Consider the following 17,825-nt stretch of genomic DNA (forward strand, 5'->3'; position numbering starts at 1 on the left):
TAATGGAACAAAAATTCATTACAATCTCTTCTGCTTATTTATCGGTTTTTCATATTTTCAACTTTTATTTCTCTAAACAGCTTTAATATCGGTTTGTAATTTGAACCAATTAATCCTGTTATCTCAACCACCAATTCAATGGCAATCAATAAAATCGAAATGACAATTAATGAAACCCACATTGTCGCTTGCGAAAAAATGATGGCTACTCCTCCAAAAATTGCACTCATTGTATAAATGATTAAAACAGTTTCCCTATGTCCAAAACCTAAATTTAACAAACAATGATGCAGATGTGATTTATCAGGAGAAGACAATGGTTTTTTCCTCACGATACGGCGAATAATAGCAAAAAACGTGTCAGAGATTGGCACTCCTAGAATAATAATTGGTACAATAAATGATATAAAGGTGACATTTTTGAATCCCAACAATGAAAGTACAGCAATCATATATCCTAAAAATAATGCTCCAGTATCCCCCATGAAAATTTTGGCGGGATAAAAATTATAGACAAGAAATCCTAACGTACTCCCTAACAAAATTAAACACATGCCGGCAACGAAAAAATCCCCCATAATAATTGCCATCACAAAAATGGTAATGATCGCAATGGATGACACTCCTGCTGCCAATCCATCTAAGCCATCAATAAGGTTGATCGCATTTGTAATCCCGACAATCCATAATAAAGTAATCGGTATCGTAAAAATTCCAAATTCGATCTGGCCTCCAAAAGGCAAATTAATAAATTCAACATCTAAACCATGATAAATGACAATGGATGCAGCTAATACTTGTCCTAATAATTTAAATTTTGGAGATATTTCATAAATATCATCAATTATGCCGGTAATCACAATAATGAAGCTTCCAATTAAAATCGGGATGCTGTATTGGTTTTCCGGCCTTAAAAGTAAAAATCCGACCAAAAACGACACAAATATTCCTAATCCGCCAATTCTTGGCATTAACTTGCTATGTACTTTTCGATTATTAGGTTTATCAACAGCTCCGATTTTAAAAGCAAATTTTTTTATAATTGGTGTTATGAGAACAGAAACGACAAAACAAATGATCAAGGATATATATATCATTAAAATTTTCCTCCTCAACCCTTAATGTAACCACATCTCAAATCTCCATACGCTTTAGGAACCCTAGCAAAAAAATTCCACAACACCATTTTAGATTATACCACAAGTAGCAGACGATCAGCGCAACCCTTTGCACCTTTTCACATAATATCTAATATTTTTTTATAGGTACTGTAAATGCTTTCGGAAAATTTTTGAATCGAATAATTTTTAGAAGCTTTTAAATAAAGCCTTTCACCAAATTCTTTCAATTTTCCCCGTTTTTTTAATGCAGAAGCTTCCATTATAGATCTTTTTAATTTTTCATGATCGCCGATCGGGACAATCCAGCCTAAGCTTTTATCGGAAATTAAATGGTGAACGCCGCCGACATTCGTTGTTATGACAGGTATTTTGGCTCTAGCCGCTTCTAAAATGACAAGCGGAAAACTTTCGCTAAACGATGAAAGCAATAGTACATCTGCAATTGGCAAAATTCTCTCTACATCTTCTCTATAACCAAGAAAATGGACCCGGTTTTGCAACCCCTCTTTCACAACTTTTCGTTTCAACTCATTTTCTAACGAACCGCTTCCTATCAATAGCAGATGGCTTGACGGACAGCTTTGAAGCACCTGTTTAAATGCTTTAAATGCTATAAGGTGCCCCTTTATTTTTTCCAGCCGGGCAACCATCACAATCACAAAAGCATCTTTGCTTAAATTAAACTCCTCCCGCTTATAGGGTGGTTCCAGCGTTTTCGAAAAATCTATTCCATTGAAGATCGTTGTTATTTTTCTTTCTTCGATTTGTAAATCAATTAATATTTTTTTAAAACGTTCGGAAATCGCGAAAATATGATCAGCTCTGCGAATGGAGAATATATTTAAATTTGAAAGCATTTTTCCGATAAATCCCTTGGCAATAAAATCTTGTCTTGGGTCACTATGAACAGTCACAATCCATTTACAGGGAGTGAATAAGCGTACTAGTGCCCCTATTACATTTGCTCTCGGACCGTGGGTATGATACATATCGATGTGATGCTCACGGATAAATTGTACGATATTTTTTACGATAGTAATATCACATTTCGTTTTTTGTGGAAATAAAACTGTCTTTATCCCCAATTCATTTGCTTTCTCAAGAAGCTTTCCTTCTTCAAAAACGCCTAGAATGAATTCATCCCTATTGAATTCTTTCAATAATGACAAAATATGAACCATGCCTCCGCCTGTTTCATTTCCAGCATTTAAATGCAGGACTTTCATAAATTTAACCTCATCCTCACATTTTTTTTGAATTTTAACCATATAATTTTGATAAGAAACTGCGGCAATACTATCATTCGCTTCCAACGGGAAGGTTGTTGAATGAGCCGATAAAGCCATTCAATATTTAATTTTTGCCATAAAACAGGTGCTCTTTTTACTTTTTCAGCCAAAACATCGAAACTGCCGCCAACACCAATAAAAACGCCTTTAGTAAACATTTGATAATATTTAGAAATCCACATTTCTTGTCTTGGAAAACCTAATGCAACCAAAATTAAATCTGCATCCGAATGAAGAACTTTTTGTGCTATTTCTAGATCGTCCAATTGAAAATATCCATGATGATAACCGACTATTTGAATTTGCGGAAACCTTTCAGAAATTTTTTGAGCCGCCTTTTTTACAACTGCAACTTCTGCCCCAAGTAAAAAAATTTTTTTCTTCCGTTTGTTAATTTCACTTAACAAATCCATCATCAAATCAAAGCCAGCCACCCTCTCCGGCAAATGATCCCGCATTATCCGTGAAGCAATAATTATTCCAATTCCATCCGGTATGATATAATCTGCTGAAAGAACAGTTTTTTGATATTCAGCATCTTTTTGGGCATGCATAACAATTTCCGGATTGGCCGTCACAACAAAGCATTTTTCTTGATAATCCATTTTATCAATAAGCAATTTTGTTAATTCTTCTCTTTTAGTTTTTATAAAAGGTATTCCTAAAATGTTTACTTTTTCTTTCATAGTCATCCCCAAATTCTCATAACCCCTTCTTAGGAAAGTATAGGAATCATTTTATTCTTTTTTAACAAATCTCTTTCATTGTACTTGATTATATATTTCAGAAACTTTCTTGGCTGCTTCAATATGCGAATATTCTCGTTCAATTTTTTCCCTTGCATGTTTAGCAAGATTTTGGCTTAATTGCGGATCTTTGAGCAATTTTATAATTGCTGCCGAAAGCTCCTCTGGATTTTTTTCTTCTACTAATAGACCATCGTTCTGATCATTAATTATTTCCTTCAATCCACCGACAGCTGAAGCTATGACGGGAGAACCAGATCCCATCGCTTCCAAGGCCGAAATCGATGTCGCCTCTTCTACTCCATAGGAGTGAACGCTGGGTATTAGCACAACATCAGCCGCGGAATAAAGCTGCATCATTTGGTCATGAGGAACAGAGCCTAGTAGCTGAACATGATGTTCTAATTGTAATTGTTGCACTTTTGCTGAAATATTTTCCATTTGCTCTCCTGTGCCAGCATAAACTAATAACGTTTCTGGAAATATTTCTAATACATTAGGGAGTGCGAGTGTTGGATAAATGACCCCGTTTTTCTCCGTCAATCTTCGTGGTACAAATAAGATCTTCCTGTTTTCTGGAAGGCCCAAACGTTTTCGAACTTCTTGTTTATGATATAATTGCGGCTTAAATTCATTTGTATTGATAAAATTTTTTATAACGGTCGCTTTTTTATTCGTTTTATCAAAAATATATTGTTGAATTCTTGTGTCAACTGCTATTAAATGGTCCGCTTTTTCATATGCTTCCTTTTCAATCAGCTGAATATATTGATCTTCTTTACTATCCTTCAAAATTGCTCCCCTGCTGATCGCTTCATATGAAAAATATCCATGTACAGTCGCAACCGTTGGCATGTTTGTTTCAACAGCTGCAAGGGCAGCGTACACATCATGGCAATGGATGACGTCATAACGCTTTTTTGTTTTTTTCAATATCGATTTCAACATTTTTTTCCGTTGGCCATCATTGATCACCTGTCCTTTTCCTTTTTGAATCTTATTAAGTAAATATCCTGGCGCTTGTGCATAAATTTTTTTCAAAATGGGATTCATACTAGAAAATGACAATATATCGACGTTATGCCCAAGCTCTTCTAATCCATTTTTTAAAGTTAGAACATGTGTTGATAAACCACCCTCATGTGGAATGTCAAAAATTGTTGTCATTAAGATATTCATAACTCATCCCCTACATTTTTTGATTGAATGGAAGCGAAAATTTCCTGTGTTTGTTTAATAAGAAGCCCAAGACAATATAAAAATAAAGTGTAAATGTTTTATCTTCCAAAATATTGTAAAATACTGCGGCTGTTGCACCAACAATTAGAAATGCTAATACTATCCATTTTTCCATTTTTTCGCGATTACTGCGAATAATCGTTATGATTACCATTACAAAAAAAAGAAAGAAAAACAAAGCGCCAACTACACCTGATTGAACTAAAATTTGTATATATTGATTATCGGAGTAGATTGGATTTTGAATTCCATAAGCCTTTAAAATCGGAGAACCAAACGCCCATGAGGCTGAATCGCCGTAAGTTCCAAAGCCGGTTCCAATCAGCGGATGTTCTTTAAAAATTTCTATTCCCTTTTTAATAATAAAAATTCTGCCACCTTCTGTGCTTTTTGAAATGGTATCATCTGAAAACATGTCAAAATAACGATTCTCTTTATGTATCTTTTTCTGAGATTGCTCTGCCAGCTGCTTGTCATTAAAATGATTTTCTATATATTCAGCAGTATAAGCAGTCGGCAAAAATATGATAAATAATGCAGCCGCAATCACAATGGTTTGTGATTTCACTAATTTCCACTGACGTGTTGCAGCAATAAAAACAAGATAAGCAATTGCGAATGAAAGAATCGTACCTCTTGAATAGGTCAATAATACAACGCCAAAAATTAGCGTTGCGATCACATATAAAAGTGGTTTAAAACGATCAAACTTTTTGATTAAATAAAAAATCGAAAAAAATGATATCATTAAATAAGTCGCTAAAATATTCGGATTTCCAGCAAGTCCATAAATGCGAATTCGGTTTGTTTCTGCCAAATCCATTTGAACCCACGCTTCTGGAAGAAGCAATGTGCGTAATGATAGCTTTTCAATTAAGCCATGAACAGATAAAACAGTTGCTAAACAGACAGTCACAAGAAAAAATTGGGCAATGTCTTTTTCAGTAATTTTCAATTCACTAATAATGAACATACATAAAAAAGTAAGTACGAATGCCCTGATTTGAAAAATAATGGAAGTTATCTCCACTCCTGTTATGAATGCTGAAACAACACCAATTAAACAAAAGAGAAGAAAAAAGACTGAAAATAAAAAAGTGCGTCCAAACCGTTCTTTATGTATGATAACTTTTTGTATGACAATAAGGAAAAATAACACACAAATGATTCCGTCCCCTAAATATTTCAATCCCGGGTTCATTTCAATTAAAAATGGGCGAATAGGGAAATAGATGATCAAAACAAAAATGGCAGATTTCCAATTTACCGAAATTAATGCAATAATGAGCAAGGAAATGAAATAGCCAATATATTGATTAGAGGTAAATAAAGCTGCTACCAATAATATTAGCGAAATCATGAACGACGAGTTCCTTAACCGTTCCATCATTATCACCCAATCATCATCTTTTCTAATTTATTATGTTTTAATACCAGTAATCATAACAAACCATTTTTAAGAAATTATTGATTTTTGCAAACAGAGTATTAAAATATCGTAAAGATTTCACCATTATTATTTCATTAGCAGCTTTTTAAAACGGTTATATCCGTCTCGGTAGAAAAAATATATGCCAATTGCATAGACAATAGCTGCAACTATAGAAATGACCAGCAGCTGAAATAATGAATAAACATTTTGTAAAAATGCCGCTCTTCTTATCAAAATAATAACGGCAGCCATCATTACACATGGAACTACAATCCTTACTAAAAGCTGCAAAAGTTTTTTTTGCTCGCTAACGTGAAATTGGCGATAAACGTAAATGACTGTCAAAACAAGATAGTATAATGAAACAATGGAGCTCGATAAAGCTAAACCAATATATCCAAGTTTTATTGCAAAAAAATAATTTAAAATAACATTGAGCACTATTGTACTTACACTAACTATAAACAGAAATACTGTCTTTTCTTTTACATAGATCGCTTTAGAAACTACCGATTGTGTACCCTGTAACAAAATTAATGGTGCATAATAAATTAAGGCGGCAAACGTTTTTTTCGTATCCGCACTGGTAAATTCTCCTCTTTCATATACAAATGAAATGGCTAAATCCCCCAACAACATTACACCGATTGTTACAGGCAATAATAATAGCACGGATGATTCAACGCCAAGAAATACGGTTCTCTCAAAGCTTCGATCGTCCTCTACCTTTTCAGACAAAATCGTAAATATAATGGCCGCAATCGTTGTGCTGAAAATAGTGAAGGGAATGCTTACAATTAATGAAGCATTGTTTAAATATGTGACAGCTCCGCTAATTGTACTTGTAGCAAACATTTTGTCAACGAACATATTAATTTGACCGACTACCGAATTGGCGACTGAAGGGAGAAATAATACAATGATGCTTTTTCGAAATTGCCTCTCTATATTAAAAGTAAATGCCCAATGATAGCCATTTTTTTTTAAATAAAAAAATTGAATGAACACACCCAAAAGGGTACCGATAATAAACCCGTAAATTAAGCTGTAAATTTCTAATACTTCCGATAATGTCAATGCAAATATTGCAGCAAACAACGTTGGCAGCAATTTTGATACATGAGCAGGAATAAAACTTCTTTTGCTTTGCAAATACGTATCCAAAATTCCGCTTAATACAATTAAACTTATAAAAGGCAGGAAAATCGCGGTTATTTTTACAGCTACATGTTCTGTTACTGCATTCATAGCTGGAAATAAAGTTTTCAAAATGATTGGATAGAAAGGAAATACAACAATCGATAAGCATAAAAAAAGGAAAACTGTATAATTTAATACAGCATTTGCATTTTGATCTGCTAATTGGCTATTTTTGTTCTTCTCTTTTATATATATTGGTAAAAAGGCATGATTAAATCCGCTAGAAATCATTGCTACGACTAATGTTATGAAAGAAAAAGCTATTAAATAGCCATCCGTATATTCATTTGCTCCAAACTCCTTGGCCATGATACTTTCTCTTAAAAAACCGGAGAGCTTCAAAACAATAGCCAAGATCGTTGACCAAATCGCCGCTTTTTTGAGTGTTGACATCATGACACCTTCTTTACCATAAACATTTACAAAAAGTTTTCTTTCATGAGATAAATATTCCTTTTTGCTTCCTGCTGCAAATCTTGAATACTTTTTGTTAATTTCATTTTAACGTTTTGTTTCTCCATCAATATTGCCCGGAAGTTTTCCAGTAAGCGCTGCTTTTCAAGATTTTCCATTGAAAAAGAATAACACCACAATCCGGTTCTTTCCAGAAAGTTTTTTACCTTCGGATCATAACTTATTCCAATATGCGGTGTCCCCATTTTGGCGGCAAAGATAAGGAAATGAAGCCGCATACCAATCGCAATTTTGGCATGCCTAAAAAAATATAAATATTGATGCGGTTTAAAGTCAGTGTTCAAAATATAGCACTTATCACGGTTCTTCATTAAACCCATCACTTTTTCAGACTGTATCCTGTCATGTTCTCCCTCCATTGGAACAAAGACGGGCGTGAATTGATCCTTTTCAATTAATTCATCAAGCGCGTCCGCTAAAACTTGAAATGCCTGATGATGACGAAACCATGGACGAACTGAGACAGCAATAATTTTTTCTTTACCTGTTAACGGTAAACTTTTATAACAGGCATCATCCTGCTTTATTTTAAAAGCAAACACAATATCCGCCGTTACGACTGTTTTCGGCTTATTTATCCCCAATTTTATAAGCAAATCCTTTGAAAACTCATCCCTTACTGTTATAAAGTCTGCCATATTTGCAAATATTTTCATTAAAATTTTTGCCCATCGGGTTTCAATCGGCCCGATACCTTGGGAAAAAAACATTACCTTCGTTCCACACAGCTTCGCTAAAAACACAATTAATAAATAATATGGCAATGGTCCAAATAAAAATTTTGTCGAATATGTATCCTGCAAAAGCCCTCCGCCTCCACTTAACAATAGATCAGCCTCGCGAAGTGCCTGAATCTTTTTTAGAAAATCACGACGCCAGCCTCTATATATACTTTTTACTTGATGCTTCCGTGAGGTCTCTTCAGGGCACAGTGAAAAAACAGTTATATTAATCGGATCAATTTCCTCCCTTAAATTATCGATCATTGATTCCAATATAGCTTCATCTCCCGTATTCCCCGCACCGAAAAACCCTGATATCACGACTTTCACTTCATAAACCTCCCCCAAGAATGAATAGAGATGCCGATATGATATTATTATTTTACAATGAAGAACGCTCAAAATATGGGGTTTTAACATTTTTTACATGAACTTAATGTAAACGCAAATTAATTATGATTCATTATTGCCTTTCAAAAGAAATGGTAATCCTTTTTATAAATAAATGCTCAATTGTTGTATTTTAAGAGTTATTTGTGATTTTCTTAAATGACTTGATTAAATCCAATAGTTTTTTTCGCAAGTTTTATAAGAACCTTTTCATTTCCTCAAACGATGAGACTACCTTCTAAATCCAGTTAAAAAAAGGTGATTTTTCACTTCATTTGCGGTGCACCACTCTGTCACGCTGCTTTTTATGTTTCTTCCAACTTTATCTTCCATTCATTATAATGTAGGTTAAAAGATGTTTAGATTTGGCGCTTACTATCATCGACCCCAAAAAATAGAAATTATATAATAAAAAATCCCCTTATTAGGAGAATTACTACCTAATAAGGGAATGATTTAATAAAGAATTAAATTGTTCTATAGATTGTTTTGTATATTTTTCAAAATTGAACGAATTGAAATTATAAGGGTTCAATAAAAACTTACGCATTCCTTGATAAAGCCCTTCCGTACTATTTTCTACAATAATAGCCTCATTATTTTGTAAATATTTTACTGTTCCTTCTAAATCTACTGTAATGACAGCCGTTCCAACGGCGAGAGATTCAAATACTACCAGACCTAATGCTTCATAATAAGAAGATAATACAAAGGCATCACATAATTTTAGTAAGGCGTACGGATTGCTCATTCTTCCAAGAATATAAATAGACGATTTTGCTGAACTGTTTCTTACTTGCCGAACAGTTTTATTCTTTAATGGACCATGAGGAGCAATAATAATTAATCTTGTATTTGGATTTTCTTTATTAACTTTTTCAAAAGCTTCAATTAGCCGTTCATGCCCTTTTTCATACGCAAAACGCCCAATGTTAATGAAGAATTTAATATTTTCGTCAAATAATTCATTTAGCAATCGAGATTTACTTTTGCCAATAGTTTTTTCTATTATGATTTCATTTGCTAAATTTATTTTTTCCTCGATTCTTTTTGCAATTTTAACATGGTTTTCTTTCATTAGTTGATCCAAATCATCCCGTATGTTTAGATTATTATATTCTTGAAATCTTTCATGGCTCTGTAAAAAAAGATTAATATTTTTATTCAAATGTTGGAAATTCATTTTTTCTGTCGGAACATAAGCATACGTAACAGAAGTTGGAAGGATCGTTGCAAAAATATTTTCTTTTGCAAGTTCACGCACGCGTTTTTCACCAAAAAAGTTATTTACTGTGAAAATCTTTCCTTTTGTAAAGGGCAAATTATTTTCCAAATCATCCTTTAACGATCCATTTACAATAGCGATCTTATCCGCTTTCTTGTACGCTCCGAAAATAATTTTTTTACTATAACTTTTCTTTGCTTCATACTCCTTAAACATATCGGTGTGGACAAAAATAATTTTGTTGATATTTTCATCTAAGTGCGAAAGTAATTCCGCAAATTTCCGATCAAAGCCAGTATAATGAATGTAATCATCTATTTTTAAATCACCAAAAAAACGCCTCTGCTCAGGCAAAAACATGTTTTTGACAAAATGTTGTACAACTGGCCCTTTAAACCACTCATATTTAAAATAAAATTTATAAAATATACGCTCAATAAAAGTACCATTTAGTCCGCCTGGGATTGGATAGTACAAAACTCCCTCTGGTAGATCCCGCACTTTATAAAAATGTTCTTTTTTTAGTCGTTTACGTTCAAAAAATAAGATGTAGTTTCTTTGAGAAGTATCAATATTATTTAACGTGTTTAACAAGGCAGACGTTATTCCATTATCCCATAAACCACCACAAAAAATAGCTGTTGTTTTTTTGCCGTTATAGATATCCGTTTCTGTAATACAATCGTAAGTTGTATCATTAAACAAATAATCACATAAAATTTTAGTGCCTTCAATATTGTCAAATGGGCAAAATTTTTCTTGCATTTCTTTGTATGAAAAAGTTTTATTATCTCTTAAAGCAATTAATAATTCGTCAACTGTTTTTGCTTGAACAAATGGATAATCGTCAATATCTTCATATACACCACGTGTACTAAAATAATCTTCTTTATCATATGTGTAAAGCACAATTTTTCGCCCTGTAACAAGAAAATCATACATTACTGATGAATAATCAGTAATCAAAACATCAACCGCAGTTAAAAATTGGTAGACTTCATATTTTTCAGGCATTGAATATATGTTTTCAAATTCAGAAAGATCAATATTCGCTTGAAAAGGATGTAATTTCACAAAAAATATTTCATTTTTTTGGAGTTTTCCGGAAATTTCTTCTAAATCAGAGAGGATTTTGCTGTGGTCATGATTAACACGCCCGACACTTCCTCTCCAAGTGGGCATATAGAAATATATTTTTTCGTTCGTTACTCCTAGTTCAGAACGAATTTTTTGGCGTATTTTTTCATCAAACATTACAGAGTTTCTAGGAGAGGGACCAACAACCATTTTCCCCTGATACACACCAGAAATATTAAAAGCATGTTCAATAATATTTCTTGTATATTCATTATTCACTATAATTTTATCTGTCATATAAAAGTTTTTTTGCACATTGCCAACTTCAGTAACATTTTCTAAATCCTTCCCAAGTTTTTTTAATGGGGTGCCATGCCATATATTAATATAAATTTGTCCTTCTTTCTTATTGAAAAAAGGATAAAAAGTAGTATCATTGAACAGATATTTGGCACTTGCAAGCAACCTGCAATATTCCTTAGAAAGGTGCTTAACAACCTTTGCACGTTTTATATTTTGATCGTTTAAAAATTTTTGTATTGACTCAATATTTTTTGCCGCAACAAATAAATTTAAATGATTATAATTTTTTTCCAGTTCTTGCAAAATGTAAAACATATGACCAGAAATATTTGCCCCATGAGTAGACTCAATTAGAACGCAGTTTTGTTGAATTTTTAGCTTTTTATAATATTTTTGGTAATAATATAAATATTTGTTTCTATTAAAATTTTTAATTTTCTTTTTTAATTTTTCAGTAATCATATTTTACTACCTTTCTGCCTAGATGTTAGCAAAGAAAGTTTCAGATAGACTTACCTAAATTATTATAATTGTTAACTATTTAAAAGTAAATGGTTCATGTCTATTCATTAAAAGATATATTTATAACGGGTTAATTGAGAATAAAAAAGGGAAAACCTACAGAATCAACATAAATTCTGTAGGTTGAGCCATTTACCTTTCTATGAAAGATTCATGTACCCAAACTATTTTTCCATCTAACCTTCCGCGATACCATGTGTTTTTCCCAACAGTTTCAGTCAAATGTACTTCGAAAGCCTTCCCTTTATATGGGGAAAGATTTTCATAAACTACATCTTTTTTTCCACCCCAAGCCTTGCTATAGGCACTACCGGTTCCTTTGATCGTAAACAATTTTGCTTGTTTGTCTACTGCTTTGTGGGTATTTACAGACATATTTTTTGCTTGTACCCATCCGACTACACCATTTATACTGCTTGGCTCTAAACTAATTAAATAATACAAATCTCCATTAAAGGTCGCTTGTTTTTTAATATAGTATACTCGGTTGGTATACTCTACGCCTGATGTAATGGCTGTCGATGGATCACCTAATGTTTTGTAAATTTTCACTTGTCGTGTCCGAATATGCCCCAACTTGCTTGTAGTTCTTGTATCAGCTAGGTTGACTGAGTGAATCCATACTTTTTTATTATCTAAAAGACCTCTGTACCAAGTGTTGTTACCAACTTTTTCTGTAAGGTCAACTTTGAATTCTTTTCCCTTATAATCTGATAAGTCTGTATAAACAATATTTTTCTTTCCACCCCAAGCTTTATTATAAGCACTATCATTCCCTATGATTGTAAACAATTTTGCTTGTTTGTCCACCGTTTTGTGGGTATTTATGGAAACATTTTCTGCTTTTACCCATCCGACTACACCATTGGTGCTGCTCGGTTTTAGACTAAGCAAATAGTACACTTGGCCATTCACAGACGCCTGTTTTTTAATATAGTACACTTGATTAGTATATTCTGCACCTGATGCAATGGCTGTCGATGGATCACCTAATGTTTTATAAATTTTCACTTGTCGTGTCCGAATATGCCCTAGCTTGCTGGTGGCTGTTTCTTGGGCTTTTGTCACATAACTTGAATGAATAAATACCGTTTTGCCGTTTAATGTTCCGCGGTACCAAACGTTTTTCCCTACATTTTCCGTCAAATGGACACGGAAAACCTGATCTGTAAATTGGGAAAGATTTTCATAGACTAAATCTTTCTTTCCTCCCCAAGCTTTCCGATAAGCGCTGCCGGTTCCTTTGAGATAATAGGTTTTTCCCTGTTTATCAACTGTTTTATGACTGTTAACCACCATGTTTTCTGCCCTTACCCAGCCAACTACTCCTGATGTACTGCTTGGGTTTAAACTTATCAAATAGTATTTTTGACCAGTGACAATTGCTTGCTTTTTAATATAATACACTTGGTTTGTATATTGTGATCCAGCTTTAAAGCTTGATGTACTATCCCCTATTTTTTTGTGAATTTGCACATTACTATTGCGGATATGTCCGAGCAGGCTTGTTGCATATTGTTTAGATAAATAATTTGATTGGATCCATATTTGTTTACCATTTAAACTTCCTCTGAACCAAATCGTGTTTCCCACTTTTTCTGTTAAATTGACGACAAATTGTTTCCCTTCAAATGCAGATAACGTATTATATATGATATTTTTTTGGCCTCCCCAAGCTTTATTATAAGCTTTGCCTGCACCTGTAACTACAAACTTCTGTTTATTATTTTTAATGCCCACATGTTCTTGAACAGTTAGATCTTGTGCCTTGACCCAACCCACTAATCCTTCTCGATTACTTGGTTTTAAACTCAATAAGTAATATTTTATTCCATTTAAGCTGCTTTCTTGTTTAATATAGTAAACTTGATTTGTATATTTTTCTCCGGCAACCATATAATTTGCTGGATTAAGTGGATTAGGGTAGATACGCACGTTTCGTGATCGAATATGTCCTAGTTTGCTAGTATATTGCTTTTTCTTTGCAGTTAGCTCATTATACTTTTGTTTAACAAGTGTTACAAATTGATTCCAATTATATCCCCACTGTTGAAAATATCCATGGGGATCAACATGATCCGTACCGCCTAAATGGATGCTGACTGCTCTGTGTGACCATAATGTTCCCTGGCCAGCGGTTTCAGCACTTGAAACACCTAAATTATATCTATATAAGATATTTGCAATGTAGCTAGCATAGTTATTAATAGATCTAGCAAACTGATCAAAGGTCTTAACTCTTACTAATTCTACGTGAACAAAGCGAGGATTGGCATATTTTCCTGCACCCCAAGCCTTTAAGTCAGTTGGATGAATTTCAATAATTCTGGAATGGTCAACAAAAGCATGGACAAATGCATTATTATAGTGTCTTACCATATAATTAATTTCATTTGTTATTGACGAATTATCATTTGCCGTTTCATGAGCCACTACGCCTTCTACTCGACCAAAGCCATAACGATAATTCATTTTAGGAAATATCATGATATGATTATATTCTGTTCTAGCTACAGGTAATTTTTTAGAATTAATGTAACTATTGACGTCTGGATAGCTTTTAGCCTCTGCATAAGATGGAGTTATAAAACTAAAAATAATTACAACAAAAATTGAAAAGAATGCTATAACAAAATTCTTCATATTACCTCCTACTTCCCAACTTTTACTCTATATTATCTTATCGGCCAATTTTCCCAAAAATAAAGAACTAAAAAAAGCTATTCAAAAGGAAATACTTTTGAATAGCTTTTTTTATCACTTATTTTTTATACTCCGGTATTTCAAGAACCAAAGTATACGAATCTAGTAATTTGTACATATTATACATACTAGCTGTTTGTTTATATGCCCAACCGATATCTGTAGCATATTGCTTTCCGTATCTTTTGTTTACATCAGCAAAATCAGGATCCCATCGCATTTTATATAAAGTGTCCCGCCCATCGTAAACATACTTCTCAGCAATAAACTTCGCACCGCCAATAATAGCTTGTTCAGGTGTAAACCATCCTTCATCATATGCTCTTTTAACACCGCATTCTACTGCGCAATTATCATAAGCACCTATTCCATACATATTATACACAGTTTTTCCGTTGTATTTTATACCATTTGCAAGAGCAGATGTCCCATTTCCTGTCTCCAGCAGTGCGTGGGAGATTAAATAAATTTCATTTATTCCGTATTTTTGGCCAGCTTCTATAAAAGAACTTGCTTTGCCTTTTAAAATCCCTTTATTATATAAAATTTTATTATTAATCTCTGCCGCATTCAGATTAGCACTAGCAGACAGTTTCAAAAACTGCAACAATCCCCGAAGATCGTTTGTGAAATTGTTCGGATCCAAATAATATTTTACATCAGCTTTGCTGGCAAGTCCCCATCTAGTGTTTTTCACATGGTACCAAATCTTTCCGTCATTATCCTCACTTTTAGCGCTACCATAAATAGGAAGCTCTACATTTCTTACTTGCTCGTATTCAGGATAACTCGTACTTGGACCTCTTCTAATTTTCCAATTTGCATCTGCTTTAACAAGTCCATATTTTTGACCGTTTTTCGTATAAATTTTTTCAAAGGCATCTTCTCTAATCCACAGTTTATAAGTTATACCGTACTTATCTGTTACTGGATTGGCCTTCATTTGAATATTAACCATCTCATCGAGGGTAATATTGTAATTTTTATACAACGTTGTATATAAAAAAGAACTATGGATCCAAACGGTTTTTCCATCTAGCGTTCCTCTATACCAAGTGTTATTGCCTACCTTTTCAGTCAAATGAACTCTAAAAAGATTTGTTTCATACTGAGATAAATCTTCATAGACTAAATTTTTCTTTCCGCCCCAGGCTTTATTATAGGCGCTTCCAGTCCCTTTCACAAAAAATACTTTTGATTTTTTATCAACTGTATTGTGCGTACGCACTGACATATCCTCTTCTTTAACCCATCCAACTAACCCTGATGTACTGCTTGGTTGAAGGCTGAGCAAATAATAGAGTTGGCCATTCACCGTCGCTTGTTTTTTAATATAATACACTTGATTGGTATACTCCGCACCGGATGTAAAAGCTGTCGATGGGTCTCCTAATGTTTTGTAAATTTTTACTTCTCGTGTCCGAATATGTCCTAGCTTGCTGGTGGCAGTTTCTTGAGCATTTGTCACATAGCTTGAATGGATAAATACTGTTTTTCCGTTTAATGTCCCGCGGTACCAAACATTTTTTCCTACATTTTCCGTCAAGTGAACGCGGAAGATCTGATTTTTATATTGGGAAAGATTTTCATAAACTAAATCTTTCTTTCCACCCCAGGCCTTGCTATAAGCACTGCCTGTTCCTTTGATGAAAAATACTTTTGATTTTTTATCAACTGATGTATGAGGATGAACTGACATATCCTTTTCATTCACCCAGCCCACTAAACCTGATGTACTACTTGGTTGGAGGCTAAGTAAATAATACAGTTCACCATTCATCGTTGCTTGTTTTTTAATATAGTATACTCGGTTGGTATATTCCGCACCGGATGTAAAAGCTGTCGATGGGTCTCCTAATGTTTTGTAAATTTTTACTTCTCGTGTCCGTATATGCCCTAGCTTGCTTGTTGCACTCTCTTTTACCGATTCCAAACTCACATAGCTTGAATGTATAAATACCTTTTTCCCATTTAGCCATCCTCTATACCATACATTGTTGCCAACTGTTTCAGTTAGGTCTACTTGAAACTTCTGATTTTTAAATTGTGAAAGATTCTCATAAACTAAATCTTTCTTTCCTCCCCAGGCCTTGCTATAAGCACTGCCTGTTCCTTTGATGAAAAATACTTTTGATTTTTTATCAACTGATGTATGAGGATGAACTGACATATCCTTTTCATTCACCCAGCCCACTAAACCTGATGTACTACTTGGTTGGAGGCTAAGTAAATAATACAGTTCACCATTCATCGTTGCTTGTTTTTTAATATAGTATACTCGGTTGGTATATTCCGCACCGGATGTAAAAGCTGTCGATGGGTCTCCTAATGTTTTGTAAATTTTTACTTCTCGTGTCCGTATATGCCCTAGCTTGCTTGTTGCACTCTCTTTTACCGATTCCAAACTCACATAGCTTGAATGTATAAATACCTTTTTCCCATTTAGCCATCCTCTATACCATACATTGTTGCCAACTGTTTCAGTTAGGTCTACTTGAAACTTCTGATTTTTAAATTGTGAAAGATCCTCATAAACTAAATCTTTCTTTCCACCCCAAGCCTTGCTATAAGCACTGCCTGTTCCTTTGATATAAAGCAATTTGCTTCTGCTGTCTATTGTCTTATGATCATGGGATGATATATCACTTGCTTTTGCCCAACCAACAACACCAATGGTACTACTAGCATTTAAACTTAGCAAATAAAATTGTTCTCCATTAACAGAGGCTTGTTTTTTTATGTAGTAAACCCGATTTGTATACTCTTCCCCTGCTTCAAATGATTGAGTAAAATCATTTAAATTCTTATAAATTTTTACTGATCTTGTTTTTATGTGTCCTAGTTTGCTAGTTGCAGTTTCATTTACAACATTTGAATCTGCAGTTTGACTAATAGAAAAGGAACCCATTTTAATAGATGATTTGTTTTCTACTGTCTCTTTCACTATCTCATCTTTTTCTTGCTGCTCTTTATTTTCCTCATTTTTCACAGCATGACTATCAATGTTATTAGATTTTTCAACAATATTTTCGTCAATATTATTTGTTTGTTCTGATCTTATGTTTTGTTGACTTTCATCTAGAATACTTTCATTCTTTGAAGCTGATTCGTTTTCAGAATTTATATCCTGATCTGGAGGTTTTAAATCCTGTTCCCCTTCATTAATCGCTTCCTGTTCAATGGAATTTACATCTTGCTCACTTTCATTATTAATGGGAGCATTATTTTGATTTGCTAAGCTTTGATCCGCGAAAACTGCCGAAGAAAAGCTAGACAAAATCAATAAAACAATACATGAAATTGATAACTTTCTCATTGTTTCCTCCCTTCCATCAAAATAGCAACATTGCGCTAAAGGCCTTTATTATTATAACATAATATC

The 17,825-nt window shown here is 33.6% G+C and carries 10 protein-coding genes; all 10 read right to left on the reverse strand.

Going from position 1 to position 17,825, the window contains the following annotated elements; all coding sequences use genetic code 11:
* Window positions 1-38 precede the first annotated feature (38 nt).
* The 10 genes from NSQ61_RS12640 to NSQ61_RS12685 all read right to left on the reverse strand — a co-directional run bounded on the left by NSQ61_RS12640 (window position 39) and on the right by NSQ61_RS12685 (window position 17,759).
* Window positions 39-1,097 (reverse strand): glycosyltransferase family 4 protein, encoded by a 1,059-nt coding sequence (locus NSQ61_RS12640; RefSeq protein WP_066246873.1) that lies wholly within the window; start codon window positions 1,095-1,097, stop codon window positions 39-41.
* A 140-nt stretch (window positions 1,098-1,237) separates the two neighbouring features.
* Entirely contained in the window at window positions 1,238-2,347 is a 1,110-nt protein-coding gene (locus tag NSQ61_RS12645) for a glycosyltransferase family 4 protein (protein WP_340807207.1), read from the reverse strand.
* Window positions 2,344-3,096 (reverse strand): WecB/TagA/CpsF family glycosyltransferase, encoded by a 753-nt coding sequence (locus NSQ61_RS12650; RefSeq protein WP_066246877.1) that lies wholly within the window; start codon window positions 3,094-3,096, stop codon window positions 2,344-2,346. The genes NSQ61_RS12645 and NSQ61_RS12650 overlap by 4 nt, the downstream gene beginning before the upstream one ends.
* Before the next feature lie 75 nt (window positions 3,097-3,171).
* Window positions 3,172-4,335 (reverse strand): glycosyltransferase family 4 protein, encoded by a 1,164-nt coding sequence (locus NSQ61_RS12655; RefSeq protein WP_340807210.1) that lies wholly within the window; start codon window positions 4,333-4,335, stop codon window positions 3,172-3,174.
* A gap of 10 nt (window positions 4,336-4,345) precedes the next feature.
* The gene (locus tag NSQ61_RS12660; protein WP_186439257.1) at window positions 4,346-5,755 is read right to left on the reverse strand and encodes an O-antigen ligase family protein; all 1,410 of its coding nucleotides are present in this window, start codon (window positions 5,753-5,755) and stop codon (window positions 4,346-4,348) included.
* A 156-nt stretch (window positions 5,756-5,911) separates the two neighbouring features.
* Window positions 5,912-7,420 carry a murein biosynthesis integral membrane protein MurJ gene (gene murJ / locus NSQ61_RS12665; RefSeq protein ID WP_130158272.1) on the reverse strand — a complete coding sequence of 503 codons (1,509 nt, stop codon included), beginning with the start codon at window positions 7,418-7,420 and terminating at the stop codon, window positions 5,912-5,914.
* A 26-nt stretch (window positions 7,421-7,446) separates the two neighbouring features.
* A complete protein-coding gene (gene csaB / locus NSQ61_RS12670) occupies window positions 7,447-8,553 on the reverse strand; it encodes a polysaccharide pyruvyl transferase CsaB (protein WP_340807214.1) in 1,107 nt (368 codons plus the stop codon).
* Between the two features lie 496 nt (window positions 8,554-9,049).
* Window positions 9,050-11,680, reverse strand: coding sequence for a CDP-glycerol glycerophosphotransferase family protein (locus tag NSQ61_RS12675; protein ID WP_340807216.1), 2,631 nt, complete (start codon window positions 11,678-11,680; stop codon window positions 9,050-9,052).
* Window positions 11,681-11,872: 192 nt separating this feature from the next.
* The gene (locus tag NSQ61_RS12680; protein ID WP_340807218.1) at window positions 11,873-14,383 is read right to left on the reverse strand and encodes a GW dipeptide domain-containing protein; all 2,511 of its coding nucleotides are present in this window, start codon (window positions 14,381-14,383) and stop codon (window positions 11,873-11,875) included.
* 118 nt (window positions 14,384-14,501) lie between these two features.
* A complete protein-coding gene (locus NSQ61_RS12685; RefSeq protein ID WP_340807220.1) occupies window positions 14,502-17,759 on the reverse strand; it encodes an N-acetylglucosaminidase in 3,258 nt (1,085 codons plus the stop codon).
* Between the last annotated feature and the right edge of the window lie 66 nt (window positions 17,760-17,825).

Source organism: Aeribacillus sp. FSL K6-1121 (assembly GCF_038003725.1).
GTDB classification, from domain to species: Bacteria; Bacillota; Bacilli; order Bacillales; family Aeribacillaceae; genus Aeribacillus; species Aeribacillus composti.